The organism is Shewanella algidipiscicola (genome assembly GCF_003605125.1).
Taxonomy (GTDB): Bacteria; Pseudomonadota; Gammaproteobacteria; order Enterobacterales; family Shewanellaceae; genus Shewanella; species Shewanella algidipiscicola.
Genome location: NZ_QPQT01000015.1, coordinates 32,215 through 48,084 on the forward strand (window position 1 = coordinate 32,215; position 15,870 = coordinate 48,084).

15 protein-coding genes are annotated in these 15,870 nt (G+C 45.8%); 2 read left to right on the forward strand and 13 right to left on the reverse strand.

From position 1 onward, the window contains the following. Nucleotides 1-64: 64 nt before the first annotated feature. The 11 genes from DVO77_RS15435 to yceD form a co-directional block, all read right to left on the reverse strand. Complete coding sequence (locus DVO77_RS15435; RefSeq protein ID WP_211328824.1) at nucleotides 65-1,351, reverse strand: peptidoglycan DD-metalloendopeptidase family protein; 1,287 nt, start codon at nucleotides 1,349-1,351, stop codon at nucleotides 65-67. Nucleotides 1,352-1,534: 183 nt separating this feature from the next. Further along, entirely contained in the window at nucleotides 1,535-2,014 is a 480-nt protein-coding gene (locus tag DVO77_RS15440; protein WP_110456772.1) for an acyl-CoA thioesterase, read from the reverse strand. Between the two features lie 89 nt (nucleotides 2,015-2,103). After that, nucleotides 2,104-2,463 carry a hypothetical protein gene (locus DVO77_RS15445; protein ID WP_110456139.1) on the reverse strand — a complete coding sequence of 120 codons (360 nt, stop codon included), beginning with the start codon at nucleotides 2,461-2,463 and terminating at the stop codon, nucleotides 2,104-2,106. Between the two features lie 159 nt (nucleotides 2,464-2,622). Beyond that, the gene (gene fabF / locus DVO77_RS15450) at nucleotides 2,623-3,864 is read right to left on the reverse strand and encodes a beta-ketoacyl-ACP synthase II (protein ID WP_110456140.1); all 1,242 of its coding nucleotides are present in this window, start codon (nucleotides 3,862-3,864) and stop codon (nucleotides 2,623-2,625) included. A gap of 185 nt (nucleotides 3,865-4,049) precedes the next feature. Continuing rightward, entirely contained in the window at nucleotides 4,050-4,283 is a 234-nt protein-coding gene (gene acpP, locus DVO77_RS15455; protein WP_011865403.1) for an acyl carrier protein, read from the reverse strand. Between the two features lie 159 nt (nucleotides 4,284-4,442). Continuing rightward, nucleotides 4,443-5,189, reverse strand: a complete 747-nt coding sequence (gene fabG, locus DVO77_RS15460; protein WP_110456141.1) for a 3-oxoacyl-ACP reductase FabG — start codon at nucleotides 5,187-5,189, stop codon at nucleotides 4,443-4,445. Nucleotides 5,190-5,200: 11 nt separating this feature from the next. Then, a complete protein-coding gene (fabD, locus tag DVO77_RS15465; RefSeq protein ID WP_110456142.1) occupies nucleotides 5,201-6,127 on the reverse strand; it encodes an ACP S-malonyltransferase in 927 nt (308 codons plus the stop codon). A 42-nt stretch (nucleotides 6,128-6,169) separates the two neighbouring features. Then, nucleotides 6,170-7,129, reverse strand: a complete 960-nt coding sequence (locus tag DVO77_RS15470) for a beta-ketoacyl-ACP synthase III (RefSeq protein WP_110456143.1) — start codon at nucleotides 7,127-7,129, stop codon at nucleotides 6,170-6,172. A 9-nt stretch (nucleotides 7,130-7,138) separates the two neighbouring features. Continuing rightward, nucleotides 7,139-8,167: a phosphate acyltransferase PlsX gene (gene plsX / locus DVO77_RS15475; RefSeq protein WP_110456144.1), complete on the reverse strand. Its 1,029-nt coding sequence runs from the start codon at nucleotides 8,165-8,167 to the stop codon at nucleotides 7,139-7,141. Nucleotides 8,168-8,182: 15 nt separating this feature from the next. After that, nucleotides 8,183-8,353 (reverse strand): 50S ribosomal protein L32, encoded by a 171-nt coding sequence (gene rpmF / locus DVO77_RS15480; protein ID WP_020913118.1) that lies wholly within the window; start codon nucleotides 8,351-8,353, stop codon nucleotides 8,183-8,185. 17 nt (nucleotides 8,354-8,370) lie between these two features. Next, nucleotides 8,371-8,895, reverse strand: a complete 525-nt coding sequence (yceD, locus tag DVO77_RS15485; RefSeq protein ID WP_110456145.1) for a 23S rRNA accumulation protein YceD — start codon at nucleotides 8,893-8,895, stop codon at nucleotides 8,371-8,373. Between the two features lie 324 nt (nucleotides 8,896-9,219). Between yceD and DVO77_RS15490 the strand changes: the two genes are divergently transcribed. Next, a complete protein-coding gene (locus tag DVO77_RS15490; protein WP_119978940.1) occupies nucleotides 9,220-9,834 on the forward strand; it encodes a Maf family protein in 615 nt (204 codons plus the stop codon). Between the two features lie 265 nt (nucleotides 9,835-10,099). Here the strand turns inward: DVO77_RS15490 and DVO77_RS15495 are convergent, their stop codons facing one another. Both DVO77_RS15495 and rluC read right to left on the reverse strand, forming a co-directional pair. Continuing rightward, a complete protein-coding gene (locus DVO77_RS15495; RefSeq protein WP_119978941.1) occupies nucleotides 10,100-10,756 on the reverse strand; it encodes an HAD-IA family hydrolase in 657 nt (218 codons plus the stop codon). Continuing rightward, a complete protein-coding gene (gene rluC / locus DVO77_RS15500) occupies nucleotides 10,753-11,712 on the reverse strand; it encodes a 23S rRNA pseudouridine(955/2504/2580) synthase RluC (RefSeq protein WP_110456148.1) in 960 nt (319 codons plus the stop codon). The genes DVO77_RS15495 and rluC overlap by 4 nt, the downstream gene beginning before the upstream one ends. 598 nt (nucleotides 11,713-12,310) lie before the next feature. Here rluC and rne point away from each other — a divergent pair. Beyond that, nucleotides 12,311-15,772 carry a ribonuclease E gene (rne, locus tag DVO77_RS15505; RefSeq protein WP_119978942.1) on the forward strand — a complete coding sequence of 1,154 codons (3,462 nt, stop codon included), beginning with the start codon at nucleotides 12,311-12,313 and terminating at the stop codon, nucleotides 15,770-15,772. Nucleotides 15,773-15,870 lie beyond the last annotated feature (98 nt).

Sequence of the window (15,870 nt, forward strand, 5' to 3'; positions counted from 1 at the left end):
GCTATCTTAGCGGCTTTTTTATAACGAGATGTGTTGGGTTAAACAACTAACGCGCTTGGGAACACTAGCTTTGTCCCATGATCATTTTGCGCACCTTCACTAACTGCGCAAACTCATTCATCTGTTTATTGGACAATTTACTCGCCATGGGAATATCCGCTTTCATCGGATCGACTGGGCGACCATTAACGTGAAACTCATAATGCAGATGTGGACCAGTTATCCGTCCGGTTTTACCTGATAACGCAATTACCTGCCCCCGAGAAACTCGCTGACCTTTATGCACTAATGCTTTGGACAAATGCAGATAACGGGTGCGATATTTGTTGCCATGCTCAATCACCACATACTTACCTGCATAGCGATGATCTGTCACCAACGACACGATCCCATCACCGGGTGCCACGATTTTGGTGCCCACTGGTGTGGCAAAATCGGTACCATTATGCGGTGCAGTGCGCCCCGTCACTGGATGGTGGCGGTGACGGTTAAATCGAGAGCTGATGCGATAATTTTTTTCTAACGGTATCCGTTGAAATGCTCTGGCTAAGCTGCGGCCTTGTTCATCATAAAAGTTACCATCACTGTTTTGATAAGCATTAATACTGTTGCGACCACGCTGAATGTTCACCCCTAAGATGTCACGATTCCCCGTGACTTCACCGTCAATATACTGCTCGCTCATTAATACAGAAAAGGTATCACCGGCACGCAAATCACGAGCAAAATTGAGTTTTTCTTTTAGTAATGATTCGATACGTTGAATGTCAGCAGCATTAAGCCCCACGCGCTGCGCCGACAGATAAAATGAACCTTGAATATCACCGGCCAGTGAGCGATTTTGCCAAATGCCATCGATATTGATCTCTTCGACATTAAAACCACCTTCCTCGTAACGGCTGAAAACCACTTGACGAGCAGCATTAAAATACAGTTCTAGTTGCGTTAATTGACCACTGTCATCGAGCCAAAAACGAATAATATTACCCGGTTTTAATGTATCTAAAGCCAGAATATTGAGATCGGCTTCGAGTACCTTATACATGGTTTGATGATCGACATTGGCATCTAAAAACAAGCCGCTTAGGGTATCACCACTGACGATAGTTTTGACGTAATCAGGACGAATAGCGACGCCTGACTCTGCCATCATCTGCTCTGCTGGCAACACGAATGACTCGATATCAAGCGCGACAGGGATCCGCTGGGGTAACATTTGTTGCTGACTCGGCCATAAAAGCGCGATGCCGACTAGACCACAAGAGGCCATTAATAGCTTCTTATGGGGCGACGGCAAGGCGAATAAACGTGCTAGAGACATATTGACCAAAGAAAATTTATTTGTTCGCAACCTATGCCTCTACTTTTATTATGGTTGTTTCAATTGACAGTATTTATCGCTGGATGCGAAAACCGAGGTCAAGTTATATCAAAACTTTCGCCAGATACAAATAGATCTAGAGAATAAATTAAGCTAATAAAATGCCATATGCTCTGACTGGCATTAGCCCATTAAAACCTTTATTTAAATAAATTAAGGTTTTAGGTGCGCTGCCATCTCTGCCCCAATTTTTTTACGCATATCCATTAATCGAATAGCAGACTCACGCATCTCTTTATCACTGTCTGTTTGAGGTATCCATTCAGGCACCTCTGTCGGCTGGCCTTCATCATCAACTGCAACCATGATCACCACGCAATGGGTCGTCAAATGACGTTCGGCATGCTTAGGGTCACCCGCTTTTACATCAATCCCTAAATGCATGGACGTACGTCCGGTATAAACCACTTTGGCGCTAACTTCGACAATATTACCCACATGGATAGGTTTGACAAAGCGGATGCCGCCAGCATAAACGGTAATGCAATATTTACCACTCCATCCAGCTGCACATGCATAAGCCGCTAAATCGATCCATTTCATCACGGCGCCACCGTGAACTTTCCCGCCAAAATTGACATCGGCCGGCTCGGCTAAAAATCGTAGTGTGATGTTTCTTTCTGTTCCAGCCATGTAATTGAACTCTGTATGATTCACTTGGCTAAAGTGTACTGTAAATAGCGTAAATCGAATATCTAAGATTAACGATTTACGCTGTAATGTTAACCAAACATCATCACTAACACGCATGAAAAGACAATTAACGGTAATGCAAGGCGAAATAACCACAATTGAATCGAGGCGCTAATAAAGCGTTCAAGTTTTAATATTGGATAAGCTAACAAGCCCCCCATAAACAGCAACAATACCTCAACACCTGCAAGCGTGTTGGTATCACCACCGGCATAAATCGCTGTGACTAACAGCGCAAACCAGACAGACGCAAACGCCGTCGCGGCACAGACAAAGGTCTTCATTCCTATACTGAGTTTTATTGCGCTTTCGCCACGGATCATAGTACTTAAATTCGCAGTCAAAGCCCCCACTAACGGCATTAAAGGCACAACGAATAAATTTAGCACGATAGGTTCCTAATCATAGCAGTAACATAAATAGAGCCGAATTATCTGCTGATATCGACAACTTGCCAATAGAGATGAATTAAGCTTAATCCACCTGCCATCTAGTGTTAATCACCCATAAAAAAAGCACCCTAAGGTGCTTTAATAAAACAAGATGGTTTATTCACCACGTTTAAACAATAACGAGCCGTTGGTGCCACCAAATCCAAATGAGTTACAAAGTGCATACTCAAACTGATGTTGGCGGGCTTTATGGGCAACGAAGTCCAAATCGCATCCCTCATCAGGATTATCCAAGTTAAGGGTTGGTGGCACTATCTGATCTCGTAGGGCCAACAAGGTAATAATCGCCTCAACCGCACCAGCAGCCCCTAAAAGATGGCCTGTCATCGACTTAGTTGAACTCACTAATAGCTCATAAGCATGCTGCTCAAATACTGATTTAACCGCTGCGACTTCGGCTTTATCACCAGCTGGGGTCGACGTACCATGAGCATTAATATAACCCACTTGCGCCTTATCAATACCGGCATCGTTGATCGCGTTAACCATAGCTGCAGCAGCGCCTGCGCCATCGGCTGGCGGCGAAGTCATATGAAAGGCGTCGCCGCTCATACCGAAACCGACCAGTTCACCGTAGATAGTGGCACCGCGCGCTTTAGCTCGCTCATATTCCTCTAACACCATCACACCAGCACCATCACCGATGACAAAACCATCACGATCTTTGTCCCATGGACGACTAGCCGCTGTTGGATCATCATTTCGAGTCGAAAGTGCTTTAGCTGAAGCAAAACCGCCGACCGCTAACGGACAAGTTACATCTTCTGCCCCGCCAGCAACCATCACATCAGCATCGCCATAGGCAATGGTGCGGGCTGCAAAACCAATATTGTGTACACCTGTAGTGCAAGCGGTGGTTACCGCAAAATTAGGGCCTGTCATGCCATATTTTATCGACAGGTGACCGGCTATCATATTGATAATGGTGCTAGGAACGAAAAAGGGTGAAATCTTGCGGGGGCCACCTTTTAATAGCGCTGAGTGACCCGCCTCGATCAGTGGCATGCCGCCCATGCCTGCACCTATCGCGGTACCCACTCGGGTTGGATCTTCTTGCTCCATATTTAATCCAGCATCTTCTATGGCTTGGATACCTGCAGCCATACCATACTGAATAAACAGATCCATCTTACGCGCTTCTTTTTTGGGCAGATATTGCTCAACATCAAAATCTTTTACCGACCCACTAAAGCGGGTGGAAAATTCAGATGCATCAAATTTTGTGATTGGCGCGATACCGCTCTGTCCTGCAATTAATGCTTTCCAGGACGTCTCTACGGTATTGCCTACAGGAGTGACGAGACCAAGACCTGTTACGACTACACGACGTTTAGACACGTTTTCACCTTTTGACTAAAGTAATGACGATATGCCTCAAGAGGCAATGAAATGATTGGGCTTACTAATCTTATAGCACATTAAGGGGCGAGAGTTGCCTCTGCACACGGACGGTGCTGAGCATGTTCATAAGCCGAAAACAAAAACAGGCGGCATAAATGCCGCCTGTTTTCTAGAATTCAGTATTACTGATTCTTAGAAACGTAATCGATCGCTGCTTGAACAGTGGTGATCTTTTCAGCTTCTTCATCAGGGATCTCAGTGTCAAACTCTTCTTCTAGAGCCATTACCAACTCAACGGTGTCCAGAGAATCTGCACCTAGGTCGTCAACGAAAGATGCTGCTGGTTTAACGTCTTCTTCTTTAACGCCCAGTTGCTCGATAATGATTTTCTTTACACGTTCTTCGATGTTGCTCATTAGTTTCTTTCCTATTCAAATTACGCACTTGCGTAAGATTGCGAGTAGTTTATTCAATTTGGCACACAATGCAAGCTTAACTTTTGTGGTCTAACCACGAAACCTACGCAAATTTACGCCCAAATTCAATCAAAATCAGCCAGTTATTTTAACTGACGATTACACCATGTACATGCCGCCGTTCACATGCAGAGTTTCCCCTGTAATGTAAGCAGCTGAATCCGAGGCTAAAAATAGTACGGCATTCGCAATTTCTTGCGGTTGACCTAATCTTTCCATCGGAACTTGCGACATGATACCTTTTTGCTGCTCTTCAGTCAGCTCATCTGTCATATCAGTCTGAATAAATCCAGGTGCTATAGCATTCACTGTTATTTGACGAGATGCAACCTCTCTGGCCAGAGATTTTGTAAATCCGATCAATCCTGCTTTAGCCGCGCAGTAGTTAGTTTGACCTGCATTGCCCATTGTACCGACAACTGAGCCAATGTTAATAATACGACCCTGACGTTTTTTCATCATAGAACGCATCACTTGCTTAGAGGTGCGATAAACAGATGTCAGATTGGTATCGATAATATCGAGCCACTCATCTTCTTTCATGCGCATTAACAAGTTATCACGTGTGATACCTGCGTTATTGACAAGAATATCAACATCGCCAGCTTTTTCTTTGATCGAGGTAAACAATTGGGCCACTGACTCACTGTCGGTCACATTTAATACTAAGCCAAACCCCTTGTCCCCAAGATAATCTTGGATAGCTGCCGCACCGCGCTCACTGGTAGCGGTACCAATAACGGTGGCACCAGCCTGCACTAACGTTTCAGCCACTGCGCGGCCAATACCTCGGCTAGCTCCTGTGACCAAGGCAACCTTGCCTGTTAAATCAATAGTAAAACTCATTAATAACTCCTTTATTCACTCAGTGCTGCAACTGTGACAGGGTCGTTTGCCACTTGAGCACTTAGTGATCGATTAATTCTTTTCGCAAGACCGGTTAATACTTTACCTGGCCCCACTTCAACCAACTGTGTTACGCCATCTGCTGCCATAGCATCTACCGTTTCAGACCATCTTACTGGGCAATAAAGCTGACGCACTAAGGCATCTTTTATGGCGTCAGCCGCTTGTGGCGCAGCGACATCAACATTATTGATAACATCAATGACAGGTATGTTAAATTCAATGGCAGCTAAGGCTTCAGCTAATTTGTCAGCTGCGGGCTTCATTAACTCACAATGGGAAGGCACGCTCACAGGCAGTGCCACTGCCATTTTAGCACCAGCCGCTTTACATGCTGCTGCGGCACGTTCTACCGCGGACTTTTCACCCGCAATAACCACTTGGCCAGGACTATTATAGTTAACGGGGCTAACAACGGCGCCTTGTGCGGCTTCATCACAAGCCGTTTGGATCGCCTCATTATCTAAACCTATAATGGCATACATAGCACCGGTCCCAGCTGGAACGGCTTGTTGCATCAACTGTCCACGAAGTTCAACCAGTTTTACCGCATCGGTAAAACTCATCACACCAGCGCAGACTAAAGCTGAATATTCACCTAGGCTGTGACCAGCAAGTATGGCAGGCTTAGGTGCATTGGTTGATGCAATCACACGCCAAATAGCAACACTTGCTGTTAGCAATGCTGGCTGGGTTTTATCGGTTTGATTAAGGGTTTCATCGGGTCCCTCTTGAACAAGTTGCCATAAGTCATAGCCTAATACCTGGCTCGCTTCAGCAAAAGTTTGTCCGATAACATCATGCTCAGCGGCTAAATCGGCCAGCATTCCTACGGCCTGAGAACCTTGCCCAGGAAAAACATAAGCAATCTTTTCCATTTTATATACCTTTACTCAATCTATATCTTGTCAACAACAATACTAAAAGCGCACTAGCGCACTGCCCCAAGCAAATCCGGCACCAAAGGCTTCTAGCAACAATAGCTGACCACGTTGAATGCGACCATCACGCACCGCTTCATCCAGTGCAATCGGCACGGAAGCGGCTGAGGTGTTGCCATGTTTTGCTAAAGTTAACACCACTTTATCTAAACTCATATCGAGCTTTTTAGCGGTCGCTTTTATAATGCGGAAATTAGCTTGATGAGGAACTAACCAGTCGATATCAGCTTTATCAATTTGATTAATACGTAATGTTTCGGTGACTACGTGCGACAACTGCGTGACGGCAACTTTAAAGACATCATTGCCTTTCATCGTCATGTAACCTAACGCTTCAGAACTTTCACCCGCTCGTGGTGGGAATGAACATTTGAGCAGGTCACCCTGACGACCATCGGCATAGATGTGAGTCGATAAGATACCCGGTGTATCAGAGGCACCTATCACAGCCGCGCCAGCACCATCACCAAATAAAATAATCGTTGAGCGATCTTCAGGTTGGCACAGACGTGATAATACATCAGCACCAATGACTAACACTTTTTTAGCCGCACCAGTTTTAACAAACTGATCTGCAACCGATAAAGCGTAGACAAAACCTGAACAAGCAGCAGCGACATCAAATGCGGGAATGGTGTGAACACCGAGTAAAGCCTGTATCTCACATGCAGCGGCAGGAAAAGCATTACTGGCACTGGTGGTGCCGCACACTATCATGTCTAACTCACTTGCTGCTATACCTGCCATTTCAAGCGCTTTAACTGCCGCTTGATAACCCATGGTCGATACAGATTCATCTTTGGCCGCTATTCTGCGCTCTGAGATACCGGTACGTTCAACAATCCACTGGTCACTGGTTTCCACCATTTTTTCCAGATCGTGATTACTACGGACTTGCGCTGGCAAATAACTACCAGTTCCGAGAATTTTTGTATGCATAAGGAGATATCAGTTATTTATGTCTAAAAGGATCGACTCAAGACGTTCTTCAATCATCTTGGGGAGTCGACGTTGCGCTTCGGTTACAGCCAAACTAATTGCTTGCAAATAGGCAGACTCATCCGCGCTTCCATGACTTTTTACTACAATTCCGCGCAATCCTATCAGACTTGCCCCGTTATAGTGGTCGGGGTTCATCTGATTTAAAACACTATTGATGCGCGGAGCGATTAACTTGGCCATTAACCGAACAAAAAAGCCTTGAGTTAATCCTTTCTTTAACTGATGCACGAGGAGCCTTGCAATGCCCTCGGAGGTTTTAAGCGTGATATTACCGACAAACCCATCACAGACGATGACATCAACATTACCTAAATAGATATCATCACCTTCAATAAAGCCGGTGTAATTAATTTGTGGACTCTGTTGCAATAACTGCCCAGCTTGCTGAACTTGATCGTTACCCTTTATCTCTTCAATACCGACATTGAGCAAAGCCACTTTAGGTGAAGGGTTCTTATCGACCGCTTCACATAATACCGACCCCATCACCGCGAATTGAAATAAGGTTTCCGAGCAACATGACACATTTGCCCCTAAGTCGAGTAAGTAAACCGGTTTTTGATTTACCGCAGGCAGACAACTGACTAGAGCAGGCCTGTCTATGCCGGGTAAGGTTTTCAGTAATACTTTAGAAATTGCCATTAACGCACCGGTATTCCCGGCGCTGATACAGGCTTGTGCCTTGTTATCACGAACTAATTCAATGGCGAGGCGCATTGAACTTTGCTTACAATTACGCAAAGCATGCACTGGGCGATCACACATTTTCACCACTTCAGTGGTATGAATAATTTCAATTCGTGACAGTAACGACGATTCACATTGGCGTAATAGAGGCTCTATTTGCGATCTATCGCCAACCATAATGACATTTAGGAAGGGGTATAAACGAAGTGCCTGCAGGGTTGCAGGCACTGTGATGCAGGGGCCAAAATCGCCCCCCATCGCATCTAACGCAAGCGTCAGATCAGTCATATAATTATCAACAAATTACTTGTTGATAACCTTTTGACCGCGGTAGAAACCGTCTGCTGTCACATTGTGACGACGGTGTAGTTCACCACTCGTAGCGTCCACTGACAATTGAGCAGTGCTCAATGAATCGTGTGAACGGCGCATACCGCGCTTTGAACGAGATTTTTTATTCTGTTGTACAGCCATTTGACCTGTCTCCTAGATTACTTGCTCTTCAGTTTTTCTAACACTGCAAACGGATTTGGACGCTCCAGTTGAGCGGGTTCAATCTCGCCTACTACTATATCTTGATCGCCCAAGCTGCAACTTCCGTCAACATGCATAGGGATCAGAGGCATAGCTACGATCAATTCATCTTCAATCAATTGATGCAGACGAACTTCACCTATCTCATTGCACTCAATAGGGTCATACGCATCCGGGAGCTCATCGATTTCTGCCTCAGACCCACAAGGGCTAAAACAAAAGTCGACCGTAACCTCTGTGGTAAATAGTGTCATGCAACGTTGACAATTCAGAGTGAGCTCCGTCACAGCCTTCCCTTTCAGGTAGACTATCCCCTGTATATCTACGCCACATTCAAGCGACACTGCCACATCGGAACAGTCGCCGGCACATAATTCATTTAACCGTTTTAACTGCACACCAGGAATCATGCCTTCATAAGAAAGCTTGCTTGCCGCCGCGCGGTTTGGATCAATTGAAACCGGTATCTTTACTGTTTGCATAAGGCGCGCATATTATAGTTTGAATTACTCTTAGTCAAAGGAAAATTCACTACCTTTACCATTCAAGGTAGTTATTCTTAAAAACTCATGAATAAATCAAAAATTATTGGAGGCAAAATTCTACCCAAGCGCTCAGTGATACTCAAGCCCCGCGCGCTTAAAATAGAAGCATTCATTCACTAATTTTAGTCGAATACTAACAGATTTTAGTTGGTGGTCGCATAGTATGACACAATGAGACATTAACTGATGTGCCAACCAGCCATTGTTAGTAAGATTGTATGCCATTATCTTATCTTGAAATAGTTTAACTAAGGCCCATTAATGACACCGCTCATTGTTTTAGCATCAACCTCTAGCTACCGTAAATCACTGCTGGAAAAATTATGTATTACTTTTGATACTTGCGCGCCCGAAGTGGACGAAACCCCAAACATCAATGAAACGGCTCCTGATTTGGTGACGCGCCTAGCAATCGCCAAGGCAAAGGCTGGGGCCAAAGGTCAGTCTTCGGGACTCATTATTGGCTCAGATCAGGTTGCAGTGGTTAATGGACAAATCGTGGGTAAACCATTAACCCAAGAAAACGCAGTAACACAACTGATGAACGTCTCAGGCAAAAGCGTTACCTTTTATACTGCTATTGCGCTCTATAATGTGGTTACTGACAGTGTCGAAGTACGATGCGAGCCCTTTATTGTCCACTTTAGAGTGCTGACAGAAGCGCAGATACGCTATTACATAGCAAAAGAACAGCCACTTAATTGCGCCGGCAGCTTTAAATGCGAGGGTTTTGGTATCGCCCTATTTACTCGCCTTGAAGGACGCGATCCCAATACTTTAGTGGGGCTACCGCTTATCGCACTCACCGAGATGCTGCTCAATCAAGGGGTCGATATCCTCACCCCGCCTGCTGACGCTAGGTTGATCTCCGGTTAAACAAGCCAAATAAGTGATTAAGTATGGTTGTACAAGCTAAGCTCAATATCGCATTAAACACATTGTTAAATACTCAAAGTATCCTTGATATCGCAGAGGCAATGAATGGCTTTAGCCCCCCAGTAAACGGCCAGCAATACAAATTAAGAAATCGTAAAATTCCTGAGTAAAAACGACTCATCAACGCCAATTTACGCCTTTAGCTTAATATCATCACGACTGTGGCTATGTATCAGGCGTCAGTGCAACAATTTAGCAGGAGTAACTAACGCTGAGCAGTGATCGCAACATATAGATCAGGGGTTGATGAGACAATAGCAACAGGTAAGGCCGCACTTAATCGCTCTGCACTATGGGCACCATAGCTCACACCAATGGCATCCATTCCTGCATTACGGGCCATATTGAGATCATGAATTGAATCACCAATCATCACCGCCTTTTCTGGTGCCACCGTCAATTGTTGTAATAATTGCTGCAACATTTGTGGGTGCGGTTTACTGTGGGCTTCATCGGCGCAGCGACTCGCAACAAAGTGCTGGGTAAATCCGGTCTCATGCAACACTCGGTTTAATCCAGCTCGGGCTTTGCCAGTTGCTACAGCCAACTGGTGACCCGATGCCTTTAAGGATAACAGTAACTCTTCTGCCCCATCGAAGACAGGGCTTGGTGTTTGGTTGAGCTGCAAATATTGTTCACGATAAACATTAATCATGTTCTGACGAGTCTGATGAGAGGCGCTCGGATACAACACATTTAATGCTTCATCCATGGACAAACCGATAATATCGCGCACGGCCGTCTCAGTAGGCACCAATAAGTTCAACTCTTTTGCCGTTTGTTGCATACATGCCACAATTTTACCGACCGAGTCCATTAGCGTACCGTCCCAGTCGAATATGACTAATTCGTATCGTTTCATACTTTTTCCAATTTCGATAATAGCTGTTCTAACGCCTTATCTAATGGCGCCTTGACCTGCATAACCTCTTCCGTACTCGGATGAATAAATTTCAGCTGCGCTGCATGCAAAAATAAACGATTAAGCCCTAATGCTCGCATCGAATCATCAAAATTCTGCTCACTGTACTTGTCGTCACACGCTATGGGATGGCCTGCATATTGGCAATGCACTCGAATTTGATGAGTTCGACCAGTAACTGGGCTTGCCTGCACTAGCGTCGCCCCTTTATAACGCTGCTTTATTTTAAAGCGCGTCTCAGAGGCTTTTCCCTCTTGATTAACCCGTACAATCCGCTCACCCGATTTTAGAGTCAGTTTTAATAGTGGCGCATTCACGACTTTATCATGGCTCTGCCACTCCCCCCGCACTAGTGCGTAGTAATCTTTCTGCATTTTTTTATAACGTAATTGATCATGCAGATGTTTAAGCGCACTGCGCTTCTTGGCGATCAGTAGAACGCCCGAGGTGTCTTTATCTAATCGGTGCACTAATTCAAGAAATTTTTGTTGTGGCCTGAGTGAGCGCATCGCTTCAATAACACCAAAATCGACGCCACTCCCCCCATGAACCGCAATGCCCGCGGGCTTATTAAGCACAATAAGCCAGTTGTCTTCGAATACGATACGCGCTTCAAGTTGCGAAACCTTGGTTAACTTAGCGCTCGGCGCGGGCTTGTCATCACTGGCCGATACCCGAACAGGCGGGATACGAACAATATCGCCATCTTGTAATTTATACTCAGGTTTAATCCGTTTCTTGTTTACCCGCACTTCACCTTTACGCACGATACGATAGATCATGCTCTTAGGAACGCCCTTGAGTTTAGTCACAAGAAAATTGTCGATTCGTTGACCTAAATGATCTTCATCTATAGTAACCAATTCGACTTTATTTAGAGGTTGTTGATTATTCATACTACGCCTTGCTCTCGTTCAAGCCGCTTATTGTACACAACTAACAACTTTTATGCCTTTCCATTTGCTGAATTTCTGGTTTGTTGCTATATTTGCCACGCCAATGGGGTTAAATGATGAATAAAGTGTTCACGCTTCCCCCAAAGCATGCGCTAAAAGCGGAGAGTAAAAAACATTACTACTGAGTAGCAAATCATTGATTTACAAGTCGTTGCATCAAAAATAAACCGAGAAAACGCGTTTGAACGACTAAACCCAGTATCTATGCCACATTTCAAAGAGGTTTCTCCAGCAAATAGCGCTCCAAATTCGAAGTTTAATTCTAACTCGTCATCAGACTGACGCTTATCGATTTTGGCATTACAGGAAAGTACATAGAATTTATGGGGTTGGTTGACGTTTTACAACGAATTCCTTGTTTTTAGTAATATTAAAAAATAAGCCATAAATAGGTTGCGACACGCAGTGATTGCGTTTTACAGACAATGCGCACCTTAGCCCAGAACCAAGCCGCGAGGCTTCACTCATCAAATCTGGGCCCGTAATGCATCGAAATTTGCGAGTCTGATGACCCTATTTTAAGAAGAAATACGTCATCATGAAACGGATGTTAATTAATGCAACTCAATCTGAAGAGTTGCGCGTTGCCCTCGTTGATGGGCAACAACTGTATGACCTAGATATCGAAAGCCCAGGTCACGAACAGAAAAAAGCCAATATTTACAAAGGTAAAATTACCCGCGTAGAACCCTCTCTAGAAGCCGCGTTTGTAGACTATGGCGCCGACCGCCATGGCTTCTTGCCATTGAAAGAAATTGCGCGCGAATACTTTCCTAACGGTTACTCGTTCCAAGGCCGCCCTAACATCAAAGAAGTGGTGAAAGAAGGTCAAGAAGTCATTGTTCAAATAGATAAAGAAGAGCGCGGCAATAAAGGCGCAGCATTAACGACCTTTATCAGCTTGGCCGGCTCTTATTTGGTACTGATGCCAAACAATCCTCGCGCTGGGGGTATTTCTCGTCGTATCGAAGGTGATGAGCGTACCGAACTAAAAGCGGCGATGTCTGAGCTTGAAGTGCCACAAGGCATGGGGCTTATTGTCCGTACCGCCGGTGTAGGTAAAGATGCCGCGGAATTAAAGTGGGACTTAAAAGTCTTGCAGCACCACTGGACCGCAATTGAAGAAGCAGCTAAAACACGTCCAGCGCCATTTCTTATTCACCAAGAAAGTAACGTTATCGTGCGTGCTATCCGCGATTACTTACGCCGTGATGTAGGCGAAGTCCTTATCGACCATCCGCGTATTTATGAGCAAGCTAAACAGCATGTTGCACTCGTTCGCCCTGACTTTGTCGACCGCATTAAGCACTATGATGCCGAAGTACCACTGTTTACTCACTTCCAGATTGAAACCCAAATCGAATCGGCTTTCCAGCGTGAAGTGCGTCTGCCATCTGGTGGGTCAATTGTTATCGACCCGACCGAAGCATTAACGTCAATCGATATTAACTCTGCCCGTGCCACCAAAGGCGGTGATATTGAAGAGACAGCTCTGAACACCAACCTTGAAGCCGCCGACGAAATTGCACGCCAATTACGTTTACGTGACCTAGGTGGTTTGGTGGTGATTGATTTCATCGATATGACCCCAGTCAGACATCAACGTGAAGTTGAAAACAGAATGCGCGATGCCGTTCACCACGACAGAGCGCGCGTACAACTAGGGCGTATTTCGCGTTTTGGTTTGATGGAAATGTCACGCCAACGCTTGCGTCCATCACTGGAAGAGTCTGCTGCCCACTTGTGCCCACGTTGTCATGGTCAAGGTACGATTCGCGGTACCGAATCATTAGCGCTGTCCATTTTGCGCCTAATGGAAGAAGAAGCGATCAAAGAAAACACCTCGCAAATTGAAGCCGTGGTACCTGTGGATGTTGCTGCATTTCTACTCAATGAAAAACGCAAGGCAATCCGCATCACCGAGCAGCGTCACAACGTCGAAGTGTATGTGATCCCAGATCCCAACATGACCACACCCGATTATCGTGTTTCACGTCACCGTAAAGATGACCAAATTAGCGAATCAAGCTACAAGCTACTTGAAAAGCAAGAGTCTAAACTTTATGAGCCACGTAAACTTGAACGTGCCGCTTCACCAGAGCCAGCATTAAAAGGCTACGCAGCGCCAACACAAGAGCCAAAGTCTGAGATTCCTGCTCAGAAGCCTGTACAAAAAGCCGCTGACGTTAAACAGCCTGGCTTATTGTCAAAGCTGCTTACTGCTGTGAGTAATCTCTTTAGCGCCAGTGAGCCAAGCAAAGAAGAGACTGAAAGCAAATCTCAGCCTCGTCGTAATACACAAAGCCGTAGTAATGGTCGTCGCAACACCCGTCGTAACGATACTCGTAAAAATCGTGATGACAGCGACAACAAAGAGACTGATAACAAGCGCACCCGCTCGCCTAAGGCTGATGCAAGTGATGCTCGCCCAACTAAAGCGCGTAATGACAACAAGCGTGTTAAACGTGACGATACCAAAACACGCAGCCCACAAAAGGCCGCTGAAGAGGTTAGCACTGAGCAAGAGCAGCAACCTAAACAGGAAGCCGCAAGAGAGCGTCGTCAACGTCGTAACATGCGTCGTAAAGTCCGTGTTCAGACCGAACAGCAACAAGCTGATGAAGCAGCGTTAGCATTGCAAGCACAAACTCAAGATGTCGAGGTTGAGCCAAAGTCTGATACCAAACAAGCTGATGTAGCAACGCCACAAGATGAGCAAAATGCCCGTCCAAAGCGTCAACCTCGTAAAGCTAAGCCAAAGCAAAATAAAGCGGCAGATAACGCAGCAAATGCTTCGGAGTCTAGCGCTGTTGAATCAAAAGCTGTTGATACTGATGCTGAATCCTTAAAAGCTATTGAACCAAAACCAGCGCAAAACGCTGACTCGGCTAACGAGATGCAATCTACGCAAGAGCAGGCTCAGAGTGATAATGAAACAGCAATTCAAGCTCAAGCGAATAATGATGACAACTCAGCCGACAACAATGACGCAGACGCCGATAACAAACGTGAGCCACGTGATGGTCAACGTCGCAGTCGTCGTAGTCCTCGTCACCTGAGAGCAGCAGGCCAACGTCGTCGTCGTGACGAAGATGGCGACCAAGAAAGCCGCTCAGACAATGGCCAGCCAGCGTTCATCCCCAATGATGTTGAAACCGCGCCAATCCTTGATAATGATGTGGCTCAGTCTGGCACCACGAACCCGGTGAACAAGATCGAGCCTGTGCCGCAAACCTCTGGTGAAACGGCTGCGTCAGATGAAGCACCAGCGAAAGTCACGGTTAACGCAGAAACTACCGAAGTCAAAACGACAGAAGCTAACGCATCAACTGATACTGTAGCTCAAGAGACTCAGCCTGTAGCTAAAACTCAGGCTGTAGTTACCGCGACAGATGGTTCAGAGAACCGTGACGCAAAAGCTGACAAAAAGGCCTCTAAGCCTAAAGGCCGTGCCACTTCATCATCAAGTGCATCAAACACTTCAGCCAATACCACTGCCGACAGTGTCAAGGCTGATAATGTAGTTGATAGTGTTAAAGCTGACGATGTACAGGCGGCTAACGCGCAAGTAGCGACTCAAGAGCATGTTGCAACACCGGCTGCAACAAAAGTAGAGCCAGCGGCAGAATCGATAACAATCGAACCTAAAGTTGCAGCACCAGCCGAGGCTAATACCGCTGCGGTATCGACTCAAGCTTCGCCTAAGTCGGTTTCTGCGCCTATGGCCAAGCCAGCTAAGATTGAAGCAACGGCAGTATCTACTCAACCTAAAACTTCGGCACCTGCAGTGGCAGTGTCGGTAGCAAAGGCTAAAACGGCAGCTAAACCCACCAGCCGTTTTGGTACTATGGTCAGTTCGAGCATGACTAAGCCAACGATAGAGGCTCGTCCCAATGTTGACATCCCCACTGGGCGTCAATATGAGGCGTCAACAAAAGAAGCAACGACTGAGCCGACAACTCGTGGTAATAGTGCCAATTCGGAGATGGCTCGTCCTTAAGGGGTAGCCATTATTGAACTCAAAAAGCCATGCTGAGCAGCATGGCTTTTTATTTTACTGTGGTCAAAATTTTGCTAGTATGCGCGACCCATTCCACT